Annotated in this window: 23 protein-coding genes; 16 read left to right on the forward strand and 7 right to left on the reverse strand. The window is 52.5% G+C overall.

Annotation, left to right across the window (positions count from 1 at the left end; genetic code table 11):
* Positions 1-2: 2 nt before the first annotated feature.
* From murD to mutT, 12 genes are all read left to right on the forward strand, one after another.
* Entirely contained in the window at positions 3-1,319 is a 1,317-nt protein-coding gene (gene murD / locus ACJHYW_RS19825) for a UDP-N-acetylmuramoyl-L-alanine--D-glutamate ligase (protein WP_000796455.1), read from the forward strand.
* Positions 1,319-2,563, forward strand: coding sequence for a cell division protein FtsW (gene ftsW / locus ACJHYW_RS19830; RefSeq protein ID WP_001295532.1), 1,245 nt, complete (start codon positions 1,319-1,321; stop codon positions 2,561-2,563). Before murD ends, ftsW begins: the two co-directional genes overlap by 1 nt.
* Positions 2,560-3,627: an undecaprenyldiphospho-muramoylpentapeptide beta-N-acetylglucosaminyltransferase gene (gene murG / locus ACJHYW_RS19835; RefSeq protein ID WP_000016564.1), complete on the forward strand. Its 1,068-nt coding sequence runs from the start codon at positions 2,560-2,562 to the stop codon at positions 3,625-3,627. The genes ftsW and murG overlap by 4 nt, the downstream gene beginning before the upstream one ends.
* A 53-nt stretch (positions 3,628-3,680) precedes the next feature.
* The gene (gene murC / locus ACJHYW_RS19840) at positions 3,681-5,156 is read left to right on the forward strand and encodes a UDP-N-acetylmuramate--L-alanine ligase (RefSeq protein ID WP_001096048.1); all 1,476 of its coding nucleotides are present in this window, start codon (positions 3,681-3,683) and stop codon (positions 5,154-5,156) included.
* The gene (gene ddlB, locus ACJHYW_RS19845; RefSeq protein ID WP_000130062.1) at positions 5,149-6,069 is read left to right on the forward strand and encodes a D-alanine--D-alanine ligase; all 921 of its coding nucleotides are present in this window, start codon (positions 5,149-5,151) and stop codon (positions 6,067-6,069) included. The genes murC and ddlB overlap by 8 nt, the downstream gene beginning before the upstream one ends.
* 1 nt (position 6,070) lies before the next feature.
* Positions 6,071-6,901, forward strand: coding sequence for a cell division protein FtsQ (gene ftsQ, locus ACJHYW_RS19850; RefSeq protein WP_000075744.1), 831 nt, complete (start codon positions 6,071-6,073; stop codon positions 6,899-6,901).
* On the forward strand, positions 6,898-8,160 hold the full coding sequence (ftsA, locus tag ACJHYW_RS19855) for a cell division protein FtsA (protein ID WP_000588474.1): 1,263 nt from the start codon (positions 6,898-6,900) through the stop codon (positions 8,158-8,160). Before ftsQ ends, ftsA begins: the two co-directional genes overlap by 4 nt.
* Positions 8,161-8,221: 61 nt before the next feature.
* Positions 8,222-9,373: a cell division protein FtsZ gene (gene ftsZ / locus ACJHYW_RS19860; protein ID WP_000462776.1), complete on the forward strand. Its 1,152-nt coding sequence runs from the start codon at positions 8,222-8,224 to the stop codon at positions 9,371-9,373.
* 100 nt (positions 9,374-9,473) lie between these two features.
* Positions 9,474-10,391 (forward strand): UDP-3-O-acyl-N-acetylglucosamine deacetylase, encoded by a 918-nt coding sequence (gene lpxC, locus ACJHYW_RS19865; protein WP_000595482.1) that lies wholly within the window; start codon positions 9,474-9,476, stop codon positions 10,389-10,391.
* 230 nt (positions 10,392-10,621) lie between these two features.
* Positions 10,622-11,134, forward strand: a complete 513-nt coding sequence (gene secM, locus ACJHYW_RS19870) for a secA translation cis-regulator SecM (protein ID WP_000014324.1) — start codon at positions 10,622-10,624, stop codon at positions 11,132-11,134.
* Positions 11,135-11,195: 61 nt separating this feature from the next.
* Complete coding sequence (gene secA / locus ACJHYW_RS19875) at positions 11,196-13,901, forward strand: preprotein translocase subunit SecA (RefSeq protein WP_000905789.1); 2,706 nt, start codon at positions 11,196-11,198, stop codon at positions 13,899-13,901.
* 59 nt (positions 13,902-13,960) lie between these two features.
* Entirely contained in the window at positions 13,961-14,359 is a 399-nt protein-coding gene (gene mutT / locus ACJHYW_RS19880; RefSeq protein ID WP_000736040.1) for an 8-oxo-dGTP diphosphatase MutT, read from the forward strand.
* A gap of 88 nt (positions 14,360-14,447) precedes the next feature.
* Here the strand turns inward: mutT and yacG are convergent, their stop codons facing one another.
* From yacG to coaE, 3 genes are read right to left on the reverse strand one after another with little or no spacing between them, the layout of a single operon-like run.
* Positions 14,448-14,645, reverse strand: coding sequence for a DNA gyrase inhibitor YacG (yacG, locus tag ACJHYW_RS19885; protein WP_000005042.1), 198 nt, complete (start codon positions 14,643-14,645; stop codon positions 14,448-14,450).
* A 9-nt stretch (positions 14,646-14,654) separates the two neighbouring features.
* On the reverse strand, positions 14,655-15,398 hold the full coding sequence (gene zapD, locus ACJHYW_RS19890) for a cell division protein ZapD (protein WP_001194731.1): 744 nt from the start codon (positions 15,396-15,398) through the stop codon (positions 14,655-14,657).
* Positions 15,398-16,018, reverse strand: coding sequence for a dephospho-CoA kinase (gene coaE / locus ACJHYW_RS19895; protein ID WP_001269506.1), 621 nt, complete (start codon positions 16,016-16,018; stop codon positions 15,398-15,400). Before coaE ends, zapD begins: the two co-directional genes overlap by 1 nt.
* Before the next feature lie 24 nt (positions 16,019-16,042).
* Between coaE and ACJHYW_RS19900 the strand changes: the two genes are divergently transcribed.
* A complete protein-coding gene (locus ACJHYW_RS19900) occupies positions 16,043-16,087 on the forward strand; it encodes a protein YacM (RefSeq protein ID WP_120795372.1) in 45 nt (14 codons plus the stop codon).
* A gap of 155 nt (positions 16,088-16,242) precedes the next feature.
* A complete protein-coding gene (guaC, locus tag ACJHYW_RS19905) occupies positions 16,243-17,286 on the forward strand; it encodes a GMP reductase (protein ID WP_001217337.1) in 1,044 nt (347 codons plus the stop codon).
* 34 nt (positions 17,287-17,320) lie between these two features.
* Here the strand turns inward: guaC and hofC are convergent, their stop codons facing one another.
* The 4 genes from hofC to nadC form a co-directional block, all read right to left on the reverse strand.
* Positions 17,321-18,523 carry a protein transport protein HofC gene (gene hofC / locus ACJHYW_RS19910; RefSeq protein WP_000157222.1) on the reverse strand — a complete coding sequence of 401 codons (1,203 nt, stop codon included), beginning with the start codon at positions 18,521-18,523 and terminating at the stop codon, positions 17,321-17,323.
* The gene (gene gspE, locus ACJHYW_RS19915) at positions 18,513-19,898 is read right to left on the reverse strand and encodes a type II secretion system protein GspE (protein WP_001025186.1); all 1,386 of its coding nucleotides are present in this window, start codon (positions 19,896-19,898) and stop codon (positions 18,513-18,515) included. The genes hofC and gspE overlap by 11 nt, the downstream gene beginning before the upstream one ends.
* Positions 19,899-19,907: 9 nt before the next feature.
* Positions 19,908-20,348 carry a prepilin peptidase-dependent pilin gene (ppdD, locus tag ACJHYW_RS19920; RefSeq protein ID WP_000360914.1) on the reverse strand — a complete coding sequence of 147 codons (441 nt, stop codon included), beginning with the start codon at positions 20,346-20,348 and terminating at the stop codon, positions 19,908-19,910.
* A gap of 202 nt (positions 20,349-20,550) precedes the next feature.
* On the reverse strand, positions 20,551-21,444 hold the full coding sequence (gene nadC, locus ACJHYW_RS19925) for a carboxylating nicotinate-nucleotide diphosphorylase (protein ID WP_001135147.1): 894 nt from the start codon (positions 21,442-21,444) through the stop codon (positions 20,551-20,553).
* A gap of 87 nt (positions 21,445-21,531) precedes the next feature.
* Between nadC and ampD the strand changes: the two genes are divergently transcribed.
* Both ampD and ampE read left to right on the forward strand, forming a co-directional pair.
* Complete coding sequence (gene ampD, locus ACJHYW_RS19930; protein WP_000923725.1) at positions 21,532-22,083, forward strand: 1,6-anhydro-N-acetylmuramyl-L-alanine amidase AmpD; 552 nt, start codon at positions 21,532-21,534, stop codon at positions 22,081-22,083.
* Complete coding sequence (gene ampE / locus ACJHYW_RS19935) at positions 22,080-22,934, forward strand: beta-lactamase regulator AmpE (protein ID WP_000172009.1); 855 nt, start codon at positions 22,080-22,082, stop codon at positions 22,932-22,934. Before ampD ends, ampE begins: the two co-directional genes overlap by 4 nt.
* The last annotated feature ends 42 nt before the right edge of the window (positions 22,935-22,976 follow it).

Consider the following 22,976-nt stretch of genomic DNA (forward strand, 5'->3'; position numbering starts at 1 on the left):
TCATGGCTGATTACCAGGGTAAAAATGTCGTCATTATCGGCCTGGGCCTCACCGGGCTTTCTTGCGTGGACTTTTTCCTCGCTCGCGGTGTGACGCCGCGCGTTATGGATACGCGTATGACACCGCCTGGCCTGGATAAATTACCCGAAGCTGTAGAACGCCACACGGGCGGTCTGAATGATGAATGGCTGATGGCGGCCGATCTGATTGTCGCCAGTCCCGGTATTGCACTGGCGCATCCATCCTTAAGCGCTGCCGCTGATGCCGGAATCGAAATCGTTGGCGATATCGAGCTGTTCTGTCGTGAAGCACAAGCACCGATTGTGGCGATCACCGGTTCTAACGGCAAAAGCACGGTCACCACGCTAGTGGGTGAAATGGCGAAAGCGGCGGGGGTTAACGTTGGTGTGGGTGGCAATATTGGCCTGCCTGCGTTGATGCTGCTGGATGATGAGTGCGAACTGTACGTGCTGGAGCTGTCGAGCTTCCAGCTTGAAACCACCTCCAGTTTACAGGCGGTAGCAGCGACCATTCTGAACGTAACTGAAGATCATATGGATCGCTATCCGTTTGGTTTACAACAGTATCGTGCAGCAAAACTGCGCATTTACGAAAACGCAAAAATTTGCGTGGTTAATGCTGATGATGCCTTAACAATGCCGATTCGCGGTGCGGATGAACGCTGCGTCAGCTTTGGCGTCAACATGGGTGACTATCACCTGAATCATCAGCAGGGTGAAACCTGGCTGCGGGTGAAGGGCGAGAAAGTGCTGAACGTGAAAGAAATGAAACTTTCCGGGCAGCATAACTACACCAATGCACTGGCAGCTCTGGCACTGGCAGATGCCGCTGGTTTGCCGCGCGCCAGCAGCCTGAAAGCGTTAACCACATTCACTGGTCTGCCGCATCGCTTTGAAGTTGTGCTGGAGCATAACGGTGTGCGCTGGATTAACGATTCAAAAGCGACCAACGTCGGCAGTACGGAAGCGGCACTGAATGGCCTGCACGTAGACGGCACGCTGCATTTGTTGCTGGGCGGCGATGGTAAATCGGCAGATTTTAGCCCACTGGCGCGTTACCTGAATGGCGATAACGTACGTCTGTATTGTTTCGGTCGGGACGGCGCGCAGCTGGCGGCGCTACGCCCGGAAGTGGCAGAACAAACCGAAACCATGGAACAGGCGATGCGCTTGCTGGCTCCGCGTGTTCAGCCGGGCGATATGGTTCTGCTCTCCCCGGCCTGTGCCAGCCTTGATCAGTTCAAGAACTTTGAACAACGAGGCAATGAGTTTGCCCGTCTGGCGAAGGAGTTAGGTTGATGCGTTTATCTCTCCCTCGCCTGAAAATGCCGCGCCTGCCAGGATTCAGTATTCTGGTCTGGATCTCCACGGCGCTAAAGGGCTGGGTGATGGGCTCGCGGGAAAAAGATACCGACAGCCTGATCATGTACGATCGCACCTTACTGTGGCTGACCTTCGGCCTCGCGGCGATTGGCTTTATCATGGTGACCTCGGCGTCAATGCCCATAGGGCAACGCTTAACCAACGATCCGTTCTTCTTCGCGAAGCGTGATGGCGTCTATCTGATCCTGGCATTCATTCTGGCGATCATTACGCTGCGTCTGCCGATGGAGTTCTGGCAACGCTACAGTGCCACGATGCTGCTCGGATCTATCATCCTGCTGATGATCGTTCTGGTAGTGGGTAGCTCGGTTAAAGGGGCATCGCGTTGGATCGATCTCGGCTTGCTGCGTATCCAGCCTGCGGAGCTGACAAAACTGTCGTTGTTTTGCTATATCGCCAACTATCTGGTGCGTAAAGGCGACGAAGTACGTAATAACCTGCGCGGCTTTCTGAAACCGATGGGCGTAATTCTGGTGTTGGCAGTGCTACTGCTGGCACAGCCAGACCTTGGTACGGTGGTGGTGTTGTTTGTGACTACGCTGGCGATGTTGTTCCTGGCGGGAGCGAAATTGTGGCAGTTCATTGCCATTATCGGTATGGGCATTTCAGCTGTTGTGTTGCTGATCCTCGCCGAACCGTACCGTATCCGCCGTGTTACCGCATTCTGGAATCCGTGGGAAGATCCCTTTGGCAGCGGCTATCAGTTAACGCAATCGTTGATGGCGTTTGGTCGCGGTGAACTGTGGGGACAAGGTTTAGGTAACTCGGTACAAAAACTGGAGTATCTGCCGGAAGCGCACACTGACTTTATTTTCGCCATTATCGGCGAAGAACTGGGGTATGTCGGTGTGGTGCTGGCACTTTTAATGGTATTCTTCGTCGCTTTTCGCGCGATGTCGATTGGCCGCAAAGCATTAGAAATTGACCACCGTTTTTCCGGTTTTCTCGCCTGTTCTATTGGTATCTGGTTTAGTTTCCAGGCGCTGGTTAACGTAGGCGCGGCGGCGGGGATGTTACCGACCAAAGGTCTGACATTGCCGCTGATCAGTTACGGTGGTTCGAGCTTACTGATTATGTCGACAGCCATCATGATGCTGTTGCGTATTGATTATGAAACGCGTCTGGAGAAAGCGCAGGCGTTTGTACGAGGTTCACGATGAGTGGTCAAGGAAAGCGATTAATGGTGATGGCAGGCGGAACCGGTGGACATGTATTCCCGGGACTGGCGGTTGCGCACCATCTAATGGCTCAGGGTTGGCAAGTTCGCTGGCTGGGGACTGCCGACCGTATGGAAGCGGACTTAGTGCCAAAACATGGCATCGAAATTGATTTCATTCGTATCTCTGGTCTGCGTGGAAAAGGTATAAAAGCACTGATAGCTGCGCCGCTGCGTATCTTCAACGCCTGGCGTCAGGCGCGGGCGATTATGAAAGCGTACAAACCTGACGTGGTGCTCGGTATGGGCGGCTATGTATCAGGTCCAGGTGGTCTGGCTGCGTGGTCGTTAGGCATTCCGGTTGTACTTCATGAACAAAACGGTATTGCGGGCTTAACCAATAAATGGCTGGCGAAGATTGCTACCAAAGTGATGCAGGCGTTTCCAGGCGCTTTCCCTAATGCGGAAGTGGTGGGTAACCCGGTGCGTACCGATGTGCTGGCGCTGCCGTTGCCGCAGCAACGTTTGGCTGGACGTGAAGGTCCGGTTCGTGTGTTGGTAGTGGGTGGTTCCCAGGGCGCACGCATTCTTAATCAGACAATGCCGCAGGTTGCTGCAAAACTGGGTGATTCAGTCACTATCTGGCATCAGAGCGGCAAAGGTTCGCAACAATCCGTTGAACAGGCGTATGCCGAAGCGGGACAACCGCAGCATAAAGTGACGGAATTTATTGATGATATGGCGGCGGCGTATGCGTGGGCGGATGTCGTTGTTTGCCGCTCCGGTGCGTTAACGGTGAGTGAAATCGCCGCGGCAGGACTTCCGGCGTTGTTTGTGCCGTTTCAACATAAAGACCGTCAGCAATACTGGAATGCGCTACCGCTGGAAAAAGCGGGCGCAGCCAAAATTATCGAGCAGTCACAGCTTAGCGTGGATGCTGTCGCCAACACCCTGGCCGGGTGGTCGCGAGAAACCTTATTAACCATGGCAGAACGCGCCCGGGCGGCATCCATTCCGGATGCCACCGAGCGAGTGGCAAATGAAGTGAGCCGGGCTGCCCGGGCGTAATTGTAGCGATGCCTTTTGCATCGTATGAATTTAAGAAGTTAATGGCGTAAAGAATGAATACACAACAATTGGCAAAACTGCGTTCCATCGTGCCCGAAATGCGTCGCGTTCGGCACATACATTTTGTCGGCATCGGTGGTGCCGGTATGGGCGGTATTGCCGAAGTTCTGGCCAATGAAGGTTATCAGATCAGTGGTTCCGATTTAGCGCCAAATCCGGTCACGCAGCAGTTAATGAATCTGGGTGCGACGATTTATTTCAACCATCGCCCGGAAAACGTACGTGATGCCAGCGTGGTCGTTGTTTCCAGCGCGATTTCTGCCGATAACCCGGAAATTGTTGCCGCTCATGAAGCGCGTATTCCGGTGATCCGTCGTGCTGAAATGCTGGCTGAGTTAATGCGTTTTCGTCATGGCATCGCCATTGCCGGAACACACGGCAAAACGACAACCACCGCGATGGTTTCCAGCATCTACGCAGAAGCGGGGCTCGACCCAACCTTCGTTAACGGCGGGCTGGTAAAAGCGGCGGGGGTTCATGCGCGTTTGGGGCATGGTCGGTACCTGATTGCCGAAGCAGATGAGAGTGATGCATCGTTCCTGCATCTGCAACCGATGGTGGCGATTGTCACCAATATCGAAGCCGACCACATGGATACCTACCAGGGCGACTTTGAGAATTTAAAACAGACTTTTATTAATTTTCTGCACAACCTGCCGTTTTACGGTCGTGCGGTGATGTGTGTTGATGATCCGGTGATCCGCGAATTGTTACCGCGTGTGGGACGTCAGACCACGACTTACGGCTTCAGCGAAGATGCCGACGTGCGTGTAGAAGATTATCAGCAGATTGGCCCGCAGGGGCACTTTACGCTGCTGCGCCAGGACAAAGAGCCGATGCGCGTCACCCTGAATGCGCCAGGTCGTCATAACGCGCTGAACGCCGCAGCTGCGGTTGCGGTTGCTACGGAAGAGGGCATTGACGACGAGGCTATTTTGCGTGCGCTGGAGAGCTTCCAGGGGACTGGTCGCCGTTTTGATTTCCTCGGTGAATTCCCGCTGGAGCCAGTGAATGGTAAAAGCGGTACGGCGATGTTGGTCGATGACTACGGCCACCACCCGACGGAAGTGGACGCCACCATTAAAGCGGCGCGTGCAGGCTGGCCGGATAAAAACCTGGTAATGCTGTTTCAGCCGCACCGTTTTACCCGTACGCGCGACCTGTATGATGATTTCGCCAATGTGCTGACGCAGGTTGATACCCTGTTGATGCTGGAAGTGTATCCGGCTGGCGAAGCGCCAATTCCGGGAGCGGACAGCCGTTCGCTGTGTCGCACAATTCGTGGACGTGGGAAAATTGATCCCATTCTGGTGCCGGACCCGGCGCAGGTAGCCGAGATGCTGGCACCGGTATTAACCGGTAACGACCTGATTCTCGTTCAGGGGGCTGGTAATATCGGAAAAATTGCCCGTTCTTTAGCTGAAATCAAACTGAAGCCGCAAACTCCGGAGGAAGAACAACATGACTGATAAAATCGCGGTCCTGTTGGGCGGGACCTCCGCTGAGCGGGAAGTTTCTCTGAATTCTGGTGCAGCGGTGTTAGCCGGGCTGCGTGAAGGCGGTATTGACGCGTATCCTGTCGACCCGAAAGAAGTCGACGTGACGCAACTGAAGTCGATGGGCTTTCAGAAAGTGTTTATCGCGCTACATGGTCGCGGCGGTGAAGATGGCACGCTGCAGGGTATGCTCGAGCTGATGGGCTTGCCTTATACCGGCAGCGGAGTGATGGCATCTGCGCTTTCAATGGATAAACTACGCAGCAAATTGCTTTGGCAGGGCGCTGGTTTACCGGTAGCGCCGTGGGTAGCATTAACCCGCGCAGAGTTTGAAAAAGGCCTGAGTGATAAGCAGTTAGCAGAAATTTCTATTCTGGGTTTGCCGGTTATCGTTAAGCCGAGCCGCGAAGGTTCCAGTGTGGGAATGTCAAAAGTAGTAGCAGAAAATGCTCTACAAGATGCATTAAGATTGGCATTTCAGCACGATGAAGAAGTATTGATTGAAAAATGGCTAAGTGGGCCGGAGTTCACGGTTGCGATACTCGGTGAAGAAATTTTACCGTCAATACGTATTCAACCGTCCGGAACCTTCTATGATTATGAGGCGAAGTATCTCTCTGATGAGACACAGTATTTCTGCCCCGCAGGTCTGGAAGCGTCACAAGAGGCCAATTTGCAGGCATTAGTGCTGAAAGCATGGACGACGTTAGGTTGCAAAGGATGGGGACGTATTGACGTTATGCTGGACAGCGATGGACAGTTTTATCTGCTGGAAGCCAATACCTCACCGGGTATGACCAGCCACAGCCTGGTGCCGATGGCGGCACGTCAGGCAGGTATGAGCTTCTCGCAGTTGGTAGTACGAATTCTGGAACTGGCGGACTAATATGTCGCAGGCTGCTCTGAACACGCGAAACAGCGAAGAAGAGGTTTCTTCTCGCCGCAATAATGGAACGCGTCTGGCGGGGATCCTTTTCCTGCTGACCGTTTTAACGACAGTGTTGGTGAGCGGCTGGGTCGTGTTGGGCTGGATGGAAGATGCGCAACGCCTGCCGCTCTCAAAGCTGGTGTTGACCGGTGAACGCCATTACACGCGTAATGACGATATCCGGCAGTCGATCCTGGCATTGGGTGAGCCAGGTACCTTTATGACCCAGGATGTCAACATCATCCAGACGCAAATAGAACAACGCCTGCCGTGGATTAAGCAGGTGAGCGTCAGAAAGCAGTGGCCTGATGAATTGAAGATTCATCTGGTTGAATATGTGCCGATTGCGCGGTGGAATGATCAACATATGGTAGACGCGGAAGGAAACACTTTCAGCGTGCCGCCAGATCGCACCAGCAAGCAGGTGCTTCCAATGCTGTATGGCCCGGAAGGCAGCGCCAATGAAGTGTTGCAGGGCTATCGCGAAATGGGGCAGATGCTGGCAAAGGACAGATTTACTCTGAAGGAAGCGGCGATGACCGCGCGGCGTTCCTGGCAGTTGACGCTGAATAACGATATTAAGCTCAATCTTGGCCGGGGCGATACGATGAAACGTTTGGCTCGCTTTGTAGAACTTTATCCGGTTTTACAGCAGCAGGCGCAAACCGATGGCAAACGGATTAGCTACGTTGATTTGCGTTATGACTCTGGAGCGGCAGTAGGCTGGGCGCCCTTGCCGCCAGAGGAATCTACTCAGCAACAAAATCAGGCACAGGCAGAACAACAATGATCAAGGCGACGGACAGAAAACTGGTAGTAGGACTGGAGATTGGTACCGCGAAGGTTGCCGCTTTAGTAGGGGAAGTTCTGCCCGACGGTATGGTCAATATCATTGGCGTGGGCAGCTGCCCGTCGCGTGGTATGGATAAAGGCGGGGTGAACGACCTCGAATCCGTGGTCAAGTGCGTACAACGCGCCATTGACCAGGCAGAATTGATGGCAGATTGTCAGATCTCTTCGGTATATCTGGCGCTTTCTGGTAAGCACATCAGCTGCCAGAATGAAATTGGTATGGTGCCTATTTCTGAAGAAGAAGTGACGCAAGAAGATGTGGAAAACGTCGTCCATACCGCGAAATCGGTGCGTGTGCGCGATGAGCATCGTGTGCTGCATGTGATCCCGCAAGAGTATGCGATTGACTATCAGGAAGGGATCAAGAATCCGGTAGGACTTTCGGGCGTGCGGATGCAGGCAAAAGTGCACCTGATCACATGTCACAACGATATGGCGAAAAACATCGTCAAAGCGGTTGAACGTTGTGGGCTGAAAGTTGACCAACTGATATTTGCCGGACTGGCATCAAGTTATTCGGTATTGACGGAAGATGAACGTGAACTGGGTGTCTGCGTTGTCGATATCGGTGGTGGTACAATGGATATCGCCGTTTATACCGGTGGGGCATTGCGCCACACGAAGGTAATTCCTTATGCTGGCAATGTCGTGACCAGTGATATCGCTTACGCCTTTGGCACACCGCCAAGTGACGCCGAAGCGATTAAAGTTCGCCACGGTTGTGCGCTGGGCTCCATCGTTGGAAAAGATGAGAGCGTGGAAGTGCCGAGCGTAGGCGGCCGTCCGCCGCGGAGTCTGCAACGTCAGACCCTGGCAGAGGTGATCGAGCCGCGCTATACCGAGCTGCTCAATCTGGTCAACGAAGAGATATTGCAGTTGCAGGAAAAGCTTCGCCAACAAGGGGTTAAACATCACCTGGCGGCAGGCATTGTATTAACCGGTGGCGCAGCGCAGATCGAAGGTCTTGCAGCCTGTGCTCAGCGCGTGTTTCATACGCAAGTGCGTATCGGCGCGCCGCTGAACATTACCGGTTTAACGGATTATGCTCAGGAGCCGTATTATTCGACGGCGGTGGGATTGCTTCACTATGGGAAAGAGTCACATCTTAACGGTGAAGCTGAAGTAGAAAAACGTGTTACAGCATCAGTTGGCTCGTGGATCAAGCGACTCAATAGTTGGCTGCGAAAAGAGTTTTAATTTTTTATGAGGCCGACGATGATTACGGCCTCAGGCGACAGGCACAAATCGGAGAGAAACTATGTTTGAACCAATGGAACTTACCAATGACGCGGTGATTAAAGTCATCGGCGTCGGCGGCGGCGGCGGTAATGCTGTTGAACACATGGTGCGCGAGCGCATTGAAGGTGTTGAATTCTTCGCGGTAAATACCGATGCACAAGCGCTGCGTAAAACAGCGGTTGGACAGACGATTCAAATCGGTAGCGGTATCACCAAAGGACTGGGAGCTGGCGCTAATCCAGAAGTTGGCCGCAATGCGGCTGATGAGGATCGCGATGCACTGCGTGCGGCGCTGGAAGGTGCAGACATGGTCTTTATTGCTGCGGGTATGGGTGGTGGTACCGGTACAGGTGCAGCACCAGTCGTCGCTGAAGTGGCAAAAGATTTGGGTATCCTGACCGTTGCTGTCGTCACTAAGCCCTTCAACTTTGAAGGCAAGAAGCGTATGGCATTCGCGGAGCAGGGGATCACTGAACTGTCCAAGCATGTGGACTCTTTGATCACTATCCCGAACGACAAACTGCTGAAAGTTCTGGGCCGCGGTATCTCCCTGCTGGATGCGTTTGGCGCAGCGAACGATGTACTGAAAGGTGCTGTACAAGGTATCGCCGAACTGATTACGCGTCCGGGTTTGATGAACGTGGACTTTGCAGACGTTCGCACCGTAATGTCTGAAATGGGCTACGCAATGATGGGTTCTGGCGTGGCGAGCGGTGAAGACCGTGCGGAAGAAGCTGCTGAAATGGCTATCTCTTCTCCGCTGCTGGAAGATATCGACCTGTCTGGCGCGCGCGGCGTGCTGGTTAACATCACAGCGGGCTTCGACCTGCGTCTGGATGAGTTCGAAACGGTAGGTAACACCATCCGTGCATTTGCTTCCGACAACGCGACTGTGGTTATCGGTACTTCTCTTGACCCGGATATGAATGACGAGCTGCGCGTAACTGTTGTTGCGACAGGTATCGGCATGGACAAACGTCCTGAAATCACTCTGGTGACCAATAAGCAGGTTCAGCAGCCAGTGATGGATCGCTACCAGCAGCACGGGATGGCTCCGCTGACCCAGGAGCAGAAGCCGGTTGCTAAAGTCGTGAATGACAATGCGCCGCAAACTGCGAAAGAGCCAGATTATCTGGATATCCCAGCATTCCTGCGTAAGCAAGCTGATTAAGAATTGACTGGAATTTGGGTTTCGAGGCTCTTTGTGCTAAACTGGCCCGCCGAATGTATAGTACACTTCGGTTGGATAGGTAATTTGGCGAGATAATACGATGATCAAACAAAGGACACTTAAACGTATCGTTCAGGCGACGGGTGTCGGTTTACATACCGGCAAGAAAGTCACCCTGACGTTACGCCCTGCGCCGGCCAACACCGGGGTCATCTATCGTCGCACCGACTTGAATCCACCGGTAGATTTCCCGGCCGATGCCAAATCTGTGCGTGATACCATGCTCTGTACGTGTCTGGTCAACGAGCATGATGTACGGATTTCAACCGTAGAGCACCTCAATGCTGCTCTCGCGGGCTTGGGCATCGATAACATTGTTATCGAAGTTAACGCGCCGGAAATCCCGATCATGGACGGCAGCGCCGCTCCGTTTGTATACCTGCTGCTTGACGCCGGTATCGACGAGCTGAACTGCGCCAAGAAATTTGTTCGCATCAAAGAGACTGTTCGTGTCGAAGATGGCGATAAGTGGGCTGAATTTAAGCCGTACAATGGTTTTTCGCTGGATTTCACCATCGATTTTAACCATCCGGCTATTGATTCCAGCAACCAGCGCTATGCGATGAACTTCTCCGCTGATGCGTTTATGCGCCAGATCAGCCGTGCGCGTACGTTCGGTTTCATGCGTGATATCGAATATCTGCAGTCCCGTGGTTTGTGCCTGGGCGGCAGCTTCGATTGTGCCATCGTTGTTGACGATTATCGCGTACTGAACGAAGACGGCCTGCGTTTTGAAGACGAATTTGTGCGTCACAAAATGCTCGATGCGATCGGTGACTTGTTCATGTGTGGTCACAATATTATTGGTGCATTTACCGCTTATAAATCTGGTCATGCACTGAATAACAAACTGCTGCAGGCTGTCCTTGCAAAACAGGAAGCCTGGGAATATGTGACCTTCCAGGACGACGCAGAACTGCCGTTGGCCTTCAAAGCGCCTTCAGCCGTACTGGCATAACGACATTTATACTGTCGTATAAAATTCGACTGGCAAATCTGGCACTCTCTCCGGCCAGGTGAACCAGTCGTTTTTTTTTGAATTTTATAAGAGCTATAAAAAACGGTGCGAACGCTGTTTTATTAAGCACTTTTACGCACAACTTATCTTCATTCGTGCTGTGGACTTCAGGCTTTAATGATAAGATTTGTGCGCTAAATACGTTTGAATACGATCGGGATGGCAATAACGTGAGTGGAATACTGACGCGCTGGCGACAGTTTGGTAAACGCTACTTCTGGCCGCATCTCTTATTAGGGATGGTCGCGGCGAGTTTAGGTTTGCCTGCACTCAGCAATGCCGCCGAACCAAACGCGCCCGCAAAAGCGACAACCCGCAACCACGAGCCTTCAGCCAAAGTTAACTTTGGTCAATTGGCCTTGCTGGAAGCGAACACGCGCCGCCCGAATTCGAACTATTCCGTTGATTACTGGCATCAACATGCCATTCGCACGGTAATCCGCCATCTTTCCTTCGCAATGGCACCGCAAACGCTGCCCGTTGCTGAAGAATCTTTGCCTCTTCAGGCGCAACATCTTGCATTACTGGATACGCTCAGCGCGCTGTTGACCCAGGAAGGCACGCCGTCTGGAAAGGGTTATCGCATTGATTATGCGCATTTTACCCCGCAAGCAAAATTCAGCACGCCCGTCTGGATAAACCAGGCGCAAGGCATCCGTGCTGGCCCTCAACGCCTCAGCTAACAACAATAAACCTTTACTTCATTTTATTGACTCCGCAACGCGGGGCGTTTGAGATTTTATTATGCTAATCAAATTATTAACTAAAGTTTTCGGTAGTCGTAACGATCGCACCCTGCGCCGGATGCGCAAAGTGGTCAACATCATCAATGCCATGGAACCGGAGATGGAAAAACTCTCCGATGAAGAACTGAAAGGGAAAACCGCAGAGTTCCGCGCGCGTCTGGAAAAAGGCGAAGTGCTGGAAAACTTGATCCCGGAAGCCTTCGCTGTGGTGCGTGAAGCCAGTAAGCGTGTTTTTGGTATGCGTCACTTCGACGTTCAGTTACTCGGCGGTATGGTTCTTAACGAACGCTGCATCGCCGAAATGCGTACCGGTGAAGGTAAAACCCTGACCGCAACGCTGCCTGCTTACCTGAACGCACTAACCGGTAAAGGCGTGCATGTAGTTACCGTCAACGACTACCTGGCGCAACGTGACGCCGAAAACAACCGTCCGCTGTTTGAATTCCTTGGCCTGACTGTTGGTATCAACCTGCCGGGCATGCCAGCACCGGCAAAGCGTGAAGCTTACGCAGCTGACATCACTTACGGTACGAACAACGAATACGGCTTTGACTACCTGCGCGACAACATGGCGTTCAGTCCTGAAGAACGTGTACAGCGTAAACTGCACTATGCGCTGGTGGACGAAGTGGACTCCATCCTGATCGATGAAGCGCGTACACCGCTGATCATTTCCGGCCCGGCAGAAGACAGCTCGGAAATGTATAAACGCGTGAATAAAATTATTCCACACCTGATCCGTCAGGAAAAAGAAGACTCCGAAACCTTCCAGGGCGAAGGCCACTTCTCGGTGGACGAAAAATCTCGCCAGGTGAACCTGACCGAACGTGGTCTGGTGCTGATTGAAGAACTGCTGGTGAAAGAAGGCATCATGGATGAAGGGGAGTCTCTGTACTCTCCGGCAAACATCATGCTGATGCACCACGTAACGGCGGCGCTGCGCGCTCATGCGCTGTTTACCCGAGACGTCGACTACATCGTTAAAGATGGTGAAGTTATCATCGTTGACGAACACACCGGTCGTACCATGCAGGGGCGTCGCTGGTCCGATGGTCTGCACCAGGCTGTGGAAGCGAAAGAAGGTGTGCAGATCCAGAACGAAAACCAAACGCTGGCTTCGATCACCTTCCAGAACTACTTCCGTCTGTATGAAAAACTGGCGGGGATGACCGGTACTGCTGATACCGAAGCTTTCGAATTCAGCTCCATCTACAAGCTGGATACCGTCGTTGTTCCGACCAACCGTCCAATGATTCGTAAAGATCTGCCGGACCTGGTCTACATGACTGAAGCGGAAAAAATTCAGGCGATCATTGAAGATATCAAAGAACGTACTGCGAAAGGCCAGCCGGTGCTGGTGGGTACTATCTCCATCGAAAAATCTGAGCTGGTGTCAAACGAACTGACCAAAGCCGGTATTAAGCACAACGTCCTGAACGCCAAATTCCATGCCAACGAAGCGGCGATTGTTGCTCAGGCAGGTTATCCGGCTGCGGTGACTATCGCGACCAACATGGCGGGTCGTGGTACAGATATTGTGCTCGGTGGTAGCTGGCAGGCAGAAGTTGCCGCGCTGGAAAATCCGACCGCAGAGCAAATTGAAAAAATTAAGGCCGACTGGCAGGTTCGTCACGATGCGGTACTGGAAGCAGGTGGCCTGCATATCATCGGTACTGAACGTCACGAATCCCGTCGTATCGATAACCAGTTGCGCGGTCGTTCTGGTCGTCAGGGGGATGCTGGTTCTTCCCGTTTCTACCTGTCGATGGAAGATGCGCTGATGCGTATTTTTGCTTCCGACCGAGTATCCGGCATGATGCGTAAACTGGGTATGAAGCCAGGCGAAGCCATTGAACACCCGTGGGTGACTAAAGCGATTGCCAACGCCCAGCGTAAAGTTGAAAGTCGTAACTTCGACATTCGTAAGCAACTGCTGGAATATGATGACGTGGCTAACGATCAGCGTCGCGCCATTTACTCCCAGCGTAACGAACTGCTGGATGTCAGCGATGTGAGCGAAACCATCAACAGCATTCGTGAAGATGTGTTCAAAGCGACCATTGATGCCTACATTCCGCCACAGTCGCTGGAAGAAATGTGGGATATTCCGGGACTGCAGGAACGTCTGAAGAACGATTTCGACCTCGATTTGCCAATTGCCGAGTGGCTGGATAAAGAACCAGAACTGCATGAAGAGACGCTGCGTGAGCGCATTCTGGCGCAGTCCATCGAAGTGTATCAGCGTAAAGAAGAAGTGGTTGGTGCTGAGATGATGCGTCACTTCGAAAAAGGCGTCATGCTGCAAACTCTCGACTCTCTGTGGAAAGAGCACCTGGCGGCGATGGACTATCTGCGTCAGGGTATCCACCTGCGTGGCTATGCACAGAAAGATCCGAAGCAGGAATACAAACGTGAATCGTTCTCCATGTTTGCAGCGATGCTGGAGTCGTTGAAATATGAAGTTATCAGCACGCTGAGCAAAGTTCAGGTACGTATGCCTGAAGAGGTTGAGGAGCTGGAACAACAGCGTCGTATGGAAGCCGAGCGTTTAGCGCAAATGCAGCAGCTTAGCCATCAGGATGACGACTCTGCAGCTGCAGCTGCACTGGCGGCGCAAACCGGTGAGCGCAAAGTAGGACGTAACGATCCTTGCCCGTGCGGTTCTGGTAAAAAATACAAGCAGTGCCATGGTCGCCTGCAATAAAAGCTAACAGTTGAAGTAAAAGGCGCAGGATTCTGCGCCTTTTTTATAGGTTTAAGACAATGAAAAAGCTGCAAATTGCGGTAGGTATTATTCGCAACGAGAACAATGAAATCTTTATAACCCGTCGCGCAGCAGATGCGCACATGGCGAATAAACTGGAGTTTCCCGGCGGTAAAATTGAAATGAGCGAAACGCCGGAACAGGCGGTGGTGCGTGAACTTCAGGAAGAGGTCGGGATTACCCCACAACATTTTTCGCTATTTGAAAAACTGGAATATGAATTCCCGGACAGGCATATAACTCTGTGGTTCTGGCTGGTCGAAAGCTGGGAAGGGGAGCCGTGGGGTAAAGAAGGGCAACCCGGTAAGTGGATGTCGCTGGTCGGTCTTAATGCCGATGAGTTTCCGCCAGCCAATGAACCGGTAATTGCGAAGCTTAAGCGCGTGTACGTCGGATAGGTGTTTATGCCGCATCCGACATTTGCACACGATGCCTGATGCGACGCTGCCCGCGTCTTATCAGGCCAGCGTCGCATCAGACAAAATGTCACTGCTTTGGCTCTTCGCTCCAGTCATCGCTTTCGGAAAGATCGCCACTGCTGGGGATTCGTTTTTCTTCAGCAGCCCATTCTCCGAGGTCGATCAGCTGGCAACGTTTGGAACAAAATGGCCGAAACGGGCTGATTTCACCCCACACCACCGTTTTCCCGCAGGTTGGGCAATTCACCGTAATAGTTTCTGACATTTTTACTCCTTAGCAACAGGCCAGTTCGAAATCCAGACGTTCTGGTACCTGTCCGTTTTCACTGTCCAGCGGCATAAAACGAATGGCAAAACGGCTCTTATGACCGGAAATTTGCGGATAAAGCTGTGAATCGAGTGACAGATTCAGGCGCAGCAAGTCGGCATCGCCACCGTTATCCTGATAAAAACCATTCAGGCTGGTTTGTTTACGGAAGGGGGCCGACTGGCGAATTAAATCCAGCACCATGGTAAGTGCCTGGGTGAGCGGGTTCAGGCTGGCAATCCAGGTTTCTACCTGGCTGTCGCGCTGCGCCTGGGGTAGATGCAGCCAAATGTGCAATGTAGGTAAATCAAAGCTACAACAGCCGCCTGGGATGCTCAGTCGCTGACGCACCAGAGCAATCAAACGATCTTCACGCAGAAATTGCCCGATACGCGGCGCGGAAATTAATACGCTCCCCGCCGCTTTTAACTGCTGAATTAATGCTTCAATACGGCTCTGGTCCACGCCAGGCACGCCAATCCAGGTCTGGAGTTTACGTTGCTGCCGGTCAAGTTCTTTCAACAGCTCAGTGCGGACTTCGCCGCGCTCGAAAACATCCAGTAATTCACTGACATTACGGAAGAAATGCAGCGCGCCAGCGTGGTCAACGATGGGTAGATTAACGGTGAGTTGCTGAATCAAAAACTCAATGCGCAGCCATGTACGCATTTTTTCATTTAGTGGATGTTCAAAAAGGACCTGGGTCTGCATTACGGTTTTTCCTGTGAGACAAACTGCGACGCAAGCTGCAAATAGTGTGCGTGCAGGCGGGCAACATCCGATGCGATTGCATCCGGTGCGCCGTTATTATCAATGACGTCATCTGCCACGGCAAGGCGAGCTTCGCGCGTTGCCTGAGCAGCAAGGATTTGTTCGACATGCTCGCGAGTTACATCGTCGCGCTGCATGGTGCGCTTAAGTTGCGTTTCTGGGCTGACATCCACCACCAGCACTCGATTCGCTTTTTTATACAGTGAGTTTTCTACCAGCAATGGCACAACCCACAGTACATAGGGGGAAGTTGCTTGCTGGATCTGGTGTTGCGTCTCTTGCTGAATCAGCGGATGCAGCAGGGCGTTAAGCCAGTTTTTCTCTTCCGGGTTGGCGAAAATCCGCTCGCGCAAGGCCCGGCGCTGCAATGTTCCATCAGCAGCAATTATGTTAGCGCCAAAGTGATCAGCAATGGCATGTAGCGCAGGTGCACCTGGTTCAACCACCTGACGCGCAATAATATCGGCATCAATGACGTTAATTCCGAGATCAGCAAACGCATTGGCAACGGTACTCTTGCCACTGCCAATGCCTCCCGTTAAGGCAACTATATACCTCATAATTTATATTCCCGGGAATTCATCATGATTATCAAAACGTTAAAAATGAGCGCACGAAAGCGAAATTGATGAAACGTTCGCTCACTATTTACCAGGTAAATTTATGGGATTGTAGCGTAAAAAAAGACAATTTCGCAGTCTTGCGCCGCATTGATTAGTGCGTATGATAACGTCACTGGAGTTGCGCTCTTACCCTTATAGCCATTAACCCCAGGAATCCGCACATGCGTATTGAAGAAGATCTGAAGTTAGGTTTTAAAGACGTTCTCATCCGCCCTAAACGCTCCACTCTTAAAAGCCGTTCCGATGTTGAACTGGAACGTCAATTCACCTTCAAACATTCAGGTCAGAGCTGGTCCGGCGTGCCGATTATCGCCGCCAATATGGACACCGTAGGCACATTTTCTATGGCCTCTGCGCTGGCTTCTTTTGATATTTTGACTGCTGTGCATAAACACTATTCTGTCGAAGAGTGGCAAGCGTTTATCAACAATTCTTCCGCTGATGTGCTGAAACATGTGATGGTTTCTACCGGCACGTCTGATGCGGATTTCGAAAAAACTAAACAGATTCTCGACCTGAACCCGGCATTAAACTTCGTTTGTATTGACGTGGCGAATGGTTATTCCGAACACTTCGTGCAGTTCGTTGCGAAAGCGCGTGAAGCGTGGCCGACCAAAACCATTTGTGCTGGCAACGTAGTGACTGGTGAAATGTGTGAGGAGCTTATCCTCTCCGGTGCTGATATCGTTAAAGTTGGCATTGGCCCAGGTTCTGTTTGTACAACTCGCGTCAAAACAGGCGTCGGTTATCCGCAACTTTCTGCGGTGATCGAATGTGCCGATGCTGCGCATGGTCTGGGCGGAATGATCGTCAGCGACGGTGGCTGCACCACGCCGGGCGATGTCGCGAAAGCCTTTGGCGGCGGTGCCGATTTCGTCATGCTTGGCGGCATGCTGGCGGGCCACGAAGAGAGCGGCGGTCGCATCGTTGAGGAGAACGGCGAGAAATTTATGCTGTTCTACGGCATGAGCTCCGAGTCTGCGATGAAACGTCACGTTGGCGGCGTTGCGGAATATCGCGCAGCAGAAGGTAAAACCGTTAAGCTGCCGCTGCGAGGCCCGGTTGAAAATACCGCGCGTGATATTTTGGGCGGCCTGCGTTCAGCTTGTACATACGTTGGGGCTTCACGCCTGAAAGAGCTGACCAAGCGCACCACGTTTATTCGTGTGCTGGAACAAGAAAACCGCATCTTCAACAACCTGTAATCTCCCAACGCTGGCGTGGAGCAACACGCCAGCGTTATCCCATCCCACTCATCGCATCGCCTAAATGGAAAATTGGCAGATACATTGCCACCACCAGCGTACCGATAATTCCTCCCGTTATGATCAGCAACGCCGGTTCCAGTAAGGTTGCGAGGTTATCCGCCAGCGCCATTGTGTTATCCCGATGATGATGGGCGAGGTTGTCTAACATGAGGTCCAGCGAGCCGGATGCCTCTCCTGTTCTCACTAATTGCAAACAGAGCGGGCTAAACTCACCGGTATTTTTTAGCGCCAGCCAGATGGGGTGACCGTTACTGATATCGTGCTGGATTTGTGTCAGAAGTTGCACCCAGTACGGGCAGCGCATTGTTTCTCTGACGCTCTCAACGCCCTGTAAAAAAGTAATGCCTGCACTTTGTGTCAGCGCCAGAATCGTAAAGATCTGCGTGAGTTTTTGTCCCCGCATCAGTGAACCCATAATCGGGATGCGTAACAGCAATTTCTGCCGTGCGATAAGCCTGGTTGGGTGGCGCATCAGCAGCTTATTGGCTATCGCCAGCAGAAAGCCGAATAGCACCAGCAACCAACCCCATTCGCCACTAAAGCTTGCCAGCGTCATGATCCCCTGCGTTAGCGCCGGTAGCGGAGTGTTAAAGGTCTTATAGATAGCGGCAAACTCCGGCAGAACAAAATGCAGCATTGCCACAACCACCATGATTGCCATCGCTAAAATGATAATGGGATAACGTAACGCTGATTTCACTTTGTCGGTCAACTGACGCTGGGCTTTTTGTTGACGCGCCAGTTCAAAGCAGCATTCATCCAGCTTACCGGTCAGTTCACCCGTGCGGATCATCGCCTGATAGAGCGGCGGAAATACCTCTGACCAGGGTAATAAGGCATTGGAAAAGGCAATGCCCTGTTCGAGATCGTGTGCCAGCGATTGCAGCAACGCTTGCCATTGCTTACTGGGATGCTGTTCCGCCAGCAGTGCCAGCCCTTCAGAAAGCGTTAACCCGGCTTTGAGCAGCGTCGCCAGTTGATGAATGATTTCCGCGCTTTTATCTCCTCGCCACTGCGCAGAATTGATGGCGATTCGCTTCAGGCTTAGTGGGGTAACCATCTGTTGCTGTAGTGCCATGAGCAGCAAAGCACGGCTCTCTGCCCATAGCATCCCATCTTGCGCATTGCCGTCGCCGGTTATGCCATGCCAGCGCCAGAGTTGCTTACTCGCCATGCGGCATCCCCAATACGCGGATTAACTCTTCAAAGGTGGTTAAGCCTTGCTCCACGGCCAGGCAGCCGTTTTCAAAAAGCGTTCGCATACCCGCCTGTCGGGCGTGCGTTTCCAGCGATTCAACGTCGGTATTAGCGGAAATAAGCTGACGTATGACCGGTGTTATGGGCAGAACTTCAAATAAGGCCGTGCGACCATAAAAACCGTGGTAGCAATGTACACAACCGGGTGCCTGCCAGTGGGGCAGCGGCGATGGCCATACATTGTCTGGAATATGGATGGGCTCCCCTTGCTGCCGGCGACAATGCGGGCAAAGTTTGCGTACCAGACGCTGGGCTATTACCAGCGTAAGCGCCGATGATAGCATCCAGCGGGCGACTCCCATTTGCTGTAAACGTACCAGCGTTTCGCAGGTGGAATTAGTGTGTAGGGTAGACAACACCAGGTGACCGGTTTGCGCGGCTTTAATGGCAATTTCTGCCGTTTCGCCATCGCGGATCTCTCCGATCATGATGACGTCAGGGTCCTGGCGCAATAACGCACGCAAAACGCCCTGAAAGGTGAGTCCGGCACGCGGATGGATTTGCGTCTGGTTTAGTCCGGCTATGGGGATCTCAACCGGATCTTCGACGCTACAAATATTAATGTCAGCGGTATTCAGTGTTTGCAGGGCACTATAAAGCGTGACCGTTTTGCCGCTGCCTGTAGGGCCAGTTACCAGCACCAGTCCCTGTGGTTGTTGCAAGGCATGAGCAAAGTCCACCAGTTGTGACGGCTGCATTCCAAGCGTATTAACATCCAGTGCCTGGTTCACCTGCTGTAACAACCTTAATACCACCTTTTCACCACCCCGACATGGTAAGGTCGCAATACGAAATGAGACGGCGTTTCCTGCCAGTTCGACAGTGAATTGCCCGTCCTGCGGCAGGCGATGTTCCGCAATATCCAGATTTCCCAGCACTTTTAATCTGGCGGTTAATGCGACTCCGGCATCCGGTGAAACGTCCGGTAAAGGATGCAATACGCCGTCGATACGCAAGCGGATGCGGTAGGCATTGTCCGCTGGTTCGATATGAATATCAGACGCGCGTTGTTCCAGCGCAGACTGTAACGTTCGAGTCAGCAACTCTGCTTTGGGCTGATGCTTCTCCTGAACAGCTACGGGCAATGTCTGTTGTGTGCGACTGGCGTGACCTTCCATTTGTTGGCGCGTCCAGCAGGTGATCTCAATACGTTTGGTGGTAGCGAAATGCAATGCGTCCAGTAGCTCATGCGAAGGTGCATCGACTACCGCAACATGAACCACCTCTTCGCTGGCATCCAGCAAGACTCCCTGATAACGCAGACACAGGGCGGTGAGCTGTGGAATATTCATTGCCGCTCCTTAGTTGGCGTCATCAAAGCGGAAGACATCTTCGCAGGCTTGCTGCAATGCGCTGTCACTTTGAATATTGCAGTTGCGCGTCCAGCCGGTGACGCCGTTTGCGTTATCCCAACCCGGCGTCATGACGACGCTTAGCCCATTGAGACTTTCTTGCCCGGTCAGCGACACCACGCCCTTTGCCACACTCATGGCTGAAACATAGCGGGTGGTGGTAGGCGAAGGAATGCCATTGCTGCCACCGTCGCAGGTATTTAATCCACCATGTTCCAGCGCGCACAACTCTACGGCGGTACGGTAAGGCACAAAGGTTTGTAGCATGTCGGTGAGTGCGGCTTTGCGCAGGTAGTTTTGATAAGCGGGAATACCAATGGCGCTTAAAATGGCAATGATGCCAATAACCACCATCAGTTCGATAAGTGTAAAACCGCGTTGCTTGTCCATTTGTTTCGCTCCTTGATTTGGTTGGCGCTACTTTGGCAAACGCCATCAGCACAAGCGAGGGGCAAAAAACGAAACGGGAAAGCAGCTTCCGGAGTTTTTTATTACGTTGCAGCGAAAGACAAGAAATTTGCGAGGCGTTACGAAGAAAGTTGGGAAAGGGGAGATTATCCGCCCGCGATGGAGCGGATAAATCTGTCAGCAATCAGCAAAAACGCATTGATAGGTCGAGTGCCTGTACGTGTTTAGTTAGCGCACCGACGGAGATAAAGTCCACGCCCGTTTCGGCAAATTCGCGCAGTGTTTTGTCAGTGACGTTGCCAGACACTTCCAGTAGCGCCTTGCCGTTGGTGCGTTTGACGGCTTCGCGCATCTGTTCTGTTTCGAAGTTATCCAGCATGATGATATCGGCTCCTGCTTTCAGGGCTTCATCAAGTTCTTCCAGATTCTCTACTTCGACTTCTACTGGCGCATCTGGATGCAGCCAGGACGCTTTTTCGACCGCCTGGCGCACTGAGCCGGAGGCAATAATATGGTTTTCTTTGATCAGGAAGGCATCAGAAAGCCCCAGACGGTGATTCGCTCCGCCGCCGCAAAGTACCGCGTATTTCAGAGCTGAACGCAGGCCGGGTAAGGTTTTGCGCGTATCCAACAGCTGCGTGTTGGTGCCTTCCAGTAATTCGACATAGTGGCGTACCTTACTGGCAACTCCTGAAAGGGTTTGCACAAAATTAAGCGCAGTTCGTTCGCCCGTTAACAGCACGCGAGATGGGCCTTCAAGTTCGAACAAGGGTTGATTGGCGTTGATGACATCGCCGTCATCCACATGCCAGATTATGGTGACATCGTCGCCTGCCAGTTGAATAAACACCTCTTCAACCCAGCGTTTGCCGCAAAATACGCCATTCTCGCGGGTGATCACTGTGGCATGAGAGCGAGAGTTTTCCGGTAAAAGTTTTGCCGTAATGTCATTGTTGGCATCGACTGTTCCGCCTAAATCTTCCCGCAGCGCCAGGGCCACCGCGCCGGGGATATCGAGATTAATGCGTTCCAGCAGCTCGTCACGTCGGGTGTCAGGGTTATAGCGGCGAGGCGGCATGTTAAAACTCCAGATAGCTAACGAATCATAAGGTAGAAACATGCTACTCTGAACCGGGTATTAGCACCACATATAAGGAGATCCTGCATGTTGTTAGAACAGGGGTGGCTGGTTGGCGCGCGCCGCGTTCCCTCACCACATTACGATTGCCGCCCGGATGACGAAACACCCACCCTGCTGGTGGTGCACAATATTAGCCTGCCGCCAGGCGAGTTTGGCGGTCCGTGGATCGACGCATTATTCACTGGAACTATTGATCCGCAGGCACATCCTTTCTTTGCTGAGATCGCCCATTTGCGCGTCTCCGCTCACTGTTTGATTCGCCGCGATGGTGAAATAGTCCAGTATGTTCCTTTCGATAAACGTGCCTGGCATGCCGGAGTCTCTCAGTATCAGGGGCGCGAACGCTGCAATGATTTTTCTATTGGGATTGAGCTGGAAGGCACCGATACGCTGGCGTATACCGATGCGCAGTATCAACAGCTTGCGGCGGTTACGCGGGCATTGATTGATCGCTATCCAGATATCGCTAATAACATGACGGGCCATTGTGATATTGCGCCGGATCGGAAAACCGATCCCGGTCCTGCATTTGATTGGGCACGGTTTCGTGCGCTGGTCATCAAGGAGACAACATGACGCTATTTACAACCTTACTGGTGTTAATTTTCGAGCGCCTGTTTAAGTTGGGCGAGCACTGGCAGCTTGATCATCGTCTTGAAGCGTTCTTTCGGCGGGTGAAACATTTTTCTCTCGGGCGCACATTAGGCATGACCATTATTGCGATGGGCGTGACTTTTTTACTGTTACGCGCATTGCAGGGAGTATTGTTCAACGTTCCCACGCTGCTGGTGTGGCTGCTGATTGGTTTGCTTTGTATTGGCGCAGGTAAAGTTCGTCTTCATTATCATGCTTATCTGACAGCTGCTTCACGTAATGATAGCCATGCCCGTGCCACGATGGCTGGCGAACTCACCATGATTCACGGCGTCCCGGCAGGCTGCGATGAACGTGAGTATTTGCGTGAGCTGCAAAATGCATTGCTGTGGATTAACTTTCGTTTTTATCTTGCTCCGCTGTTCTGGCTGATTGTGGGGGGAACCTGGGGACCCGTTACGCTGATGGGGTATGCGTTTTTACGTGCATGGCAATACTGGCTGGCGCGATACCAGACGCCGCATCATCGTTTACAGTCCGGCATTGATGGCGTGCTTCATGCACTGGATTGGGTGCCGGTTCGTCTTGCGGGTGTGGTATATGCCTTGATCGGTCATGGTGAGAAAGCGTTACCGGCCTGGTTTGCTTCGCTGGGTGATTTCCATACTTCGCAATATCAGGTATTAACGCGTCTGGCACAGTTCTCTCTGGCGCGTGAACCGCATGTCGATAAGGTGGAGACGCCAAAGGCAGCGGTTTCCATGGCGAAGAAAACCTCGTTCGTGGTCGTGGTGGTAATTGCGCTACTGACGATTTACGGGGCGTTGGTGTAAAGATTATTGCCCTCACCCTGCACGGGTGAGGGCGTAGAGAGA

The organism is Escherichia sp. WS3063, assembly GCF_046486595.1.
GTDB lineage: Bacteria > Pseudomonadota > Gammaproteobacteria > Enterobacterales > Enterobacteriaceae > Escherichia > Escherichia coli.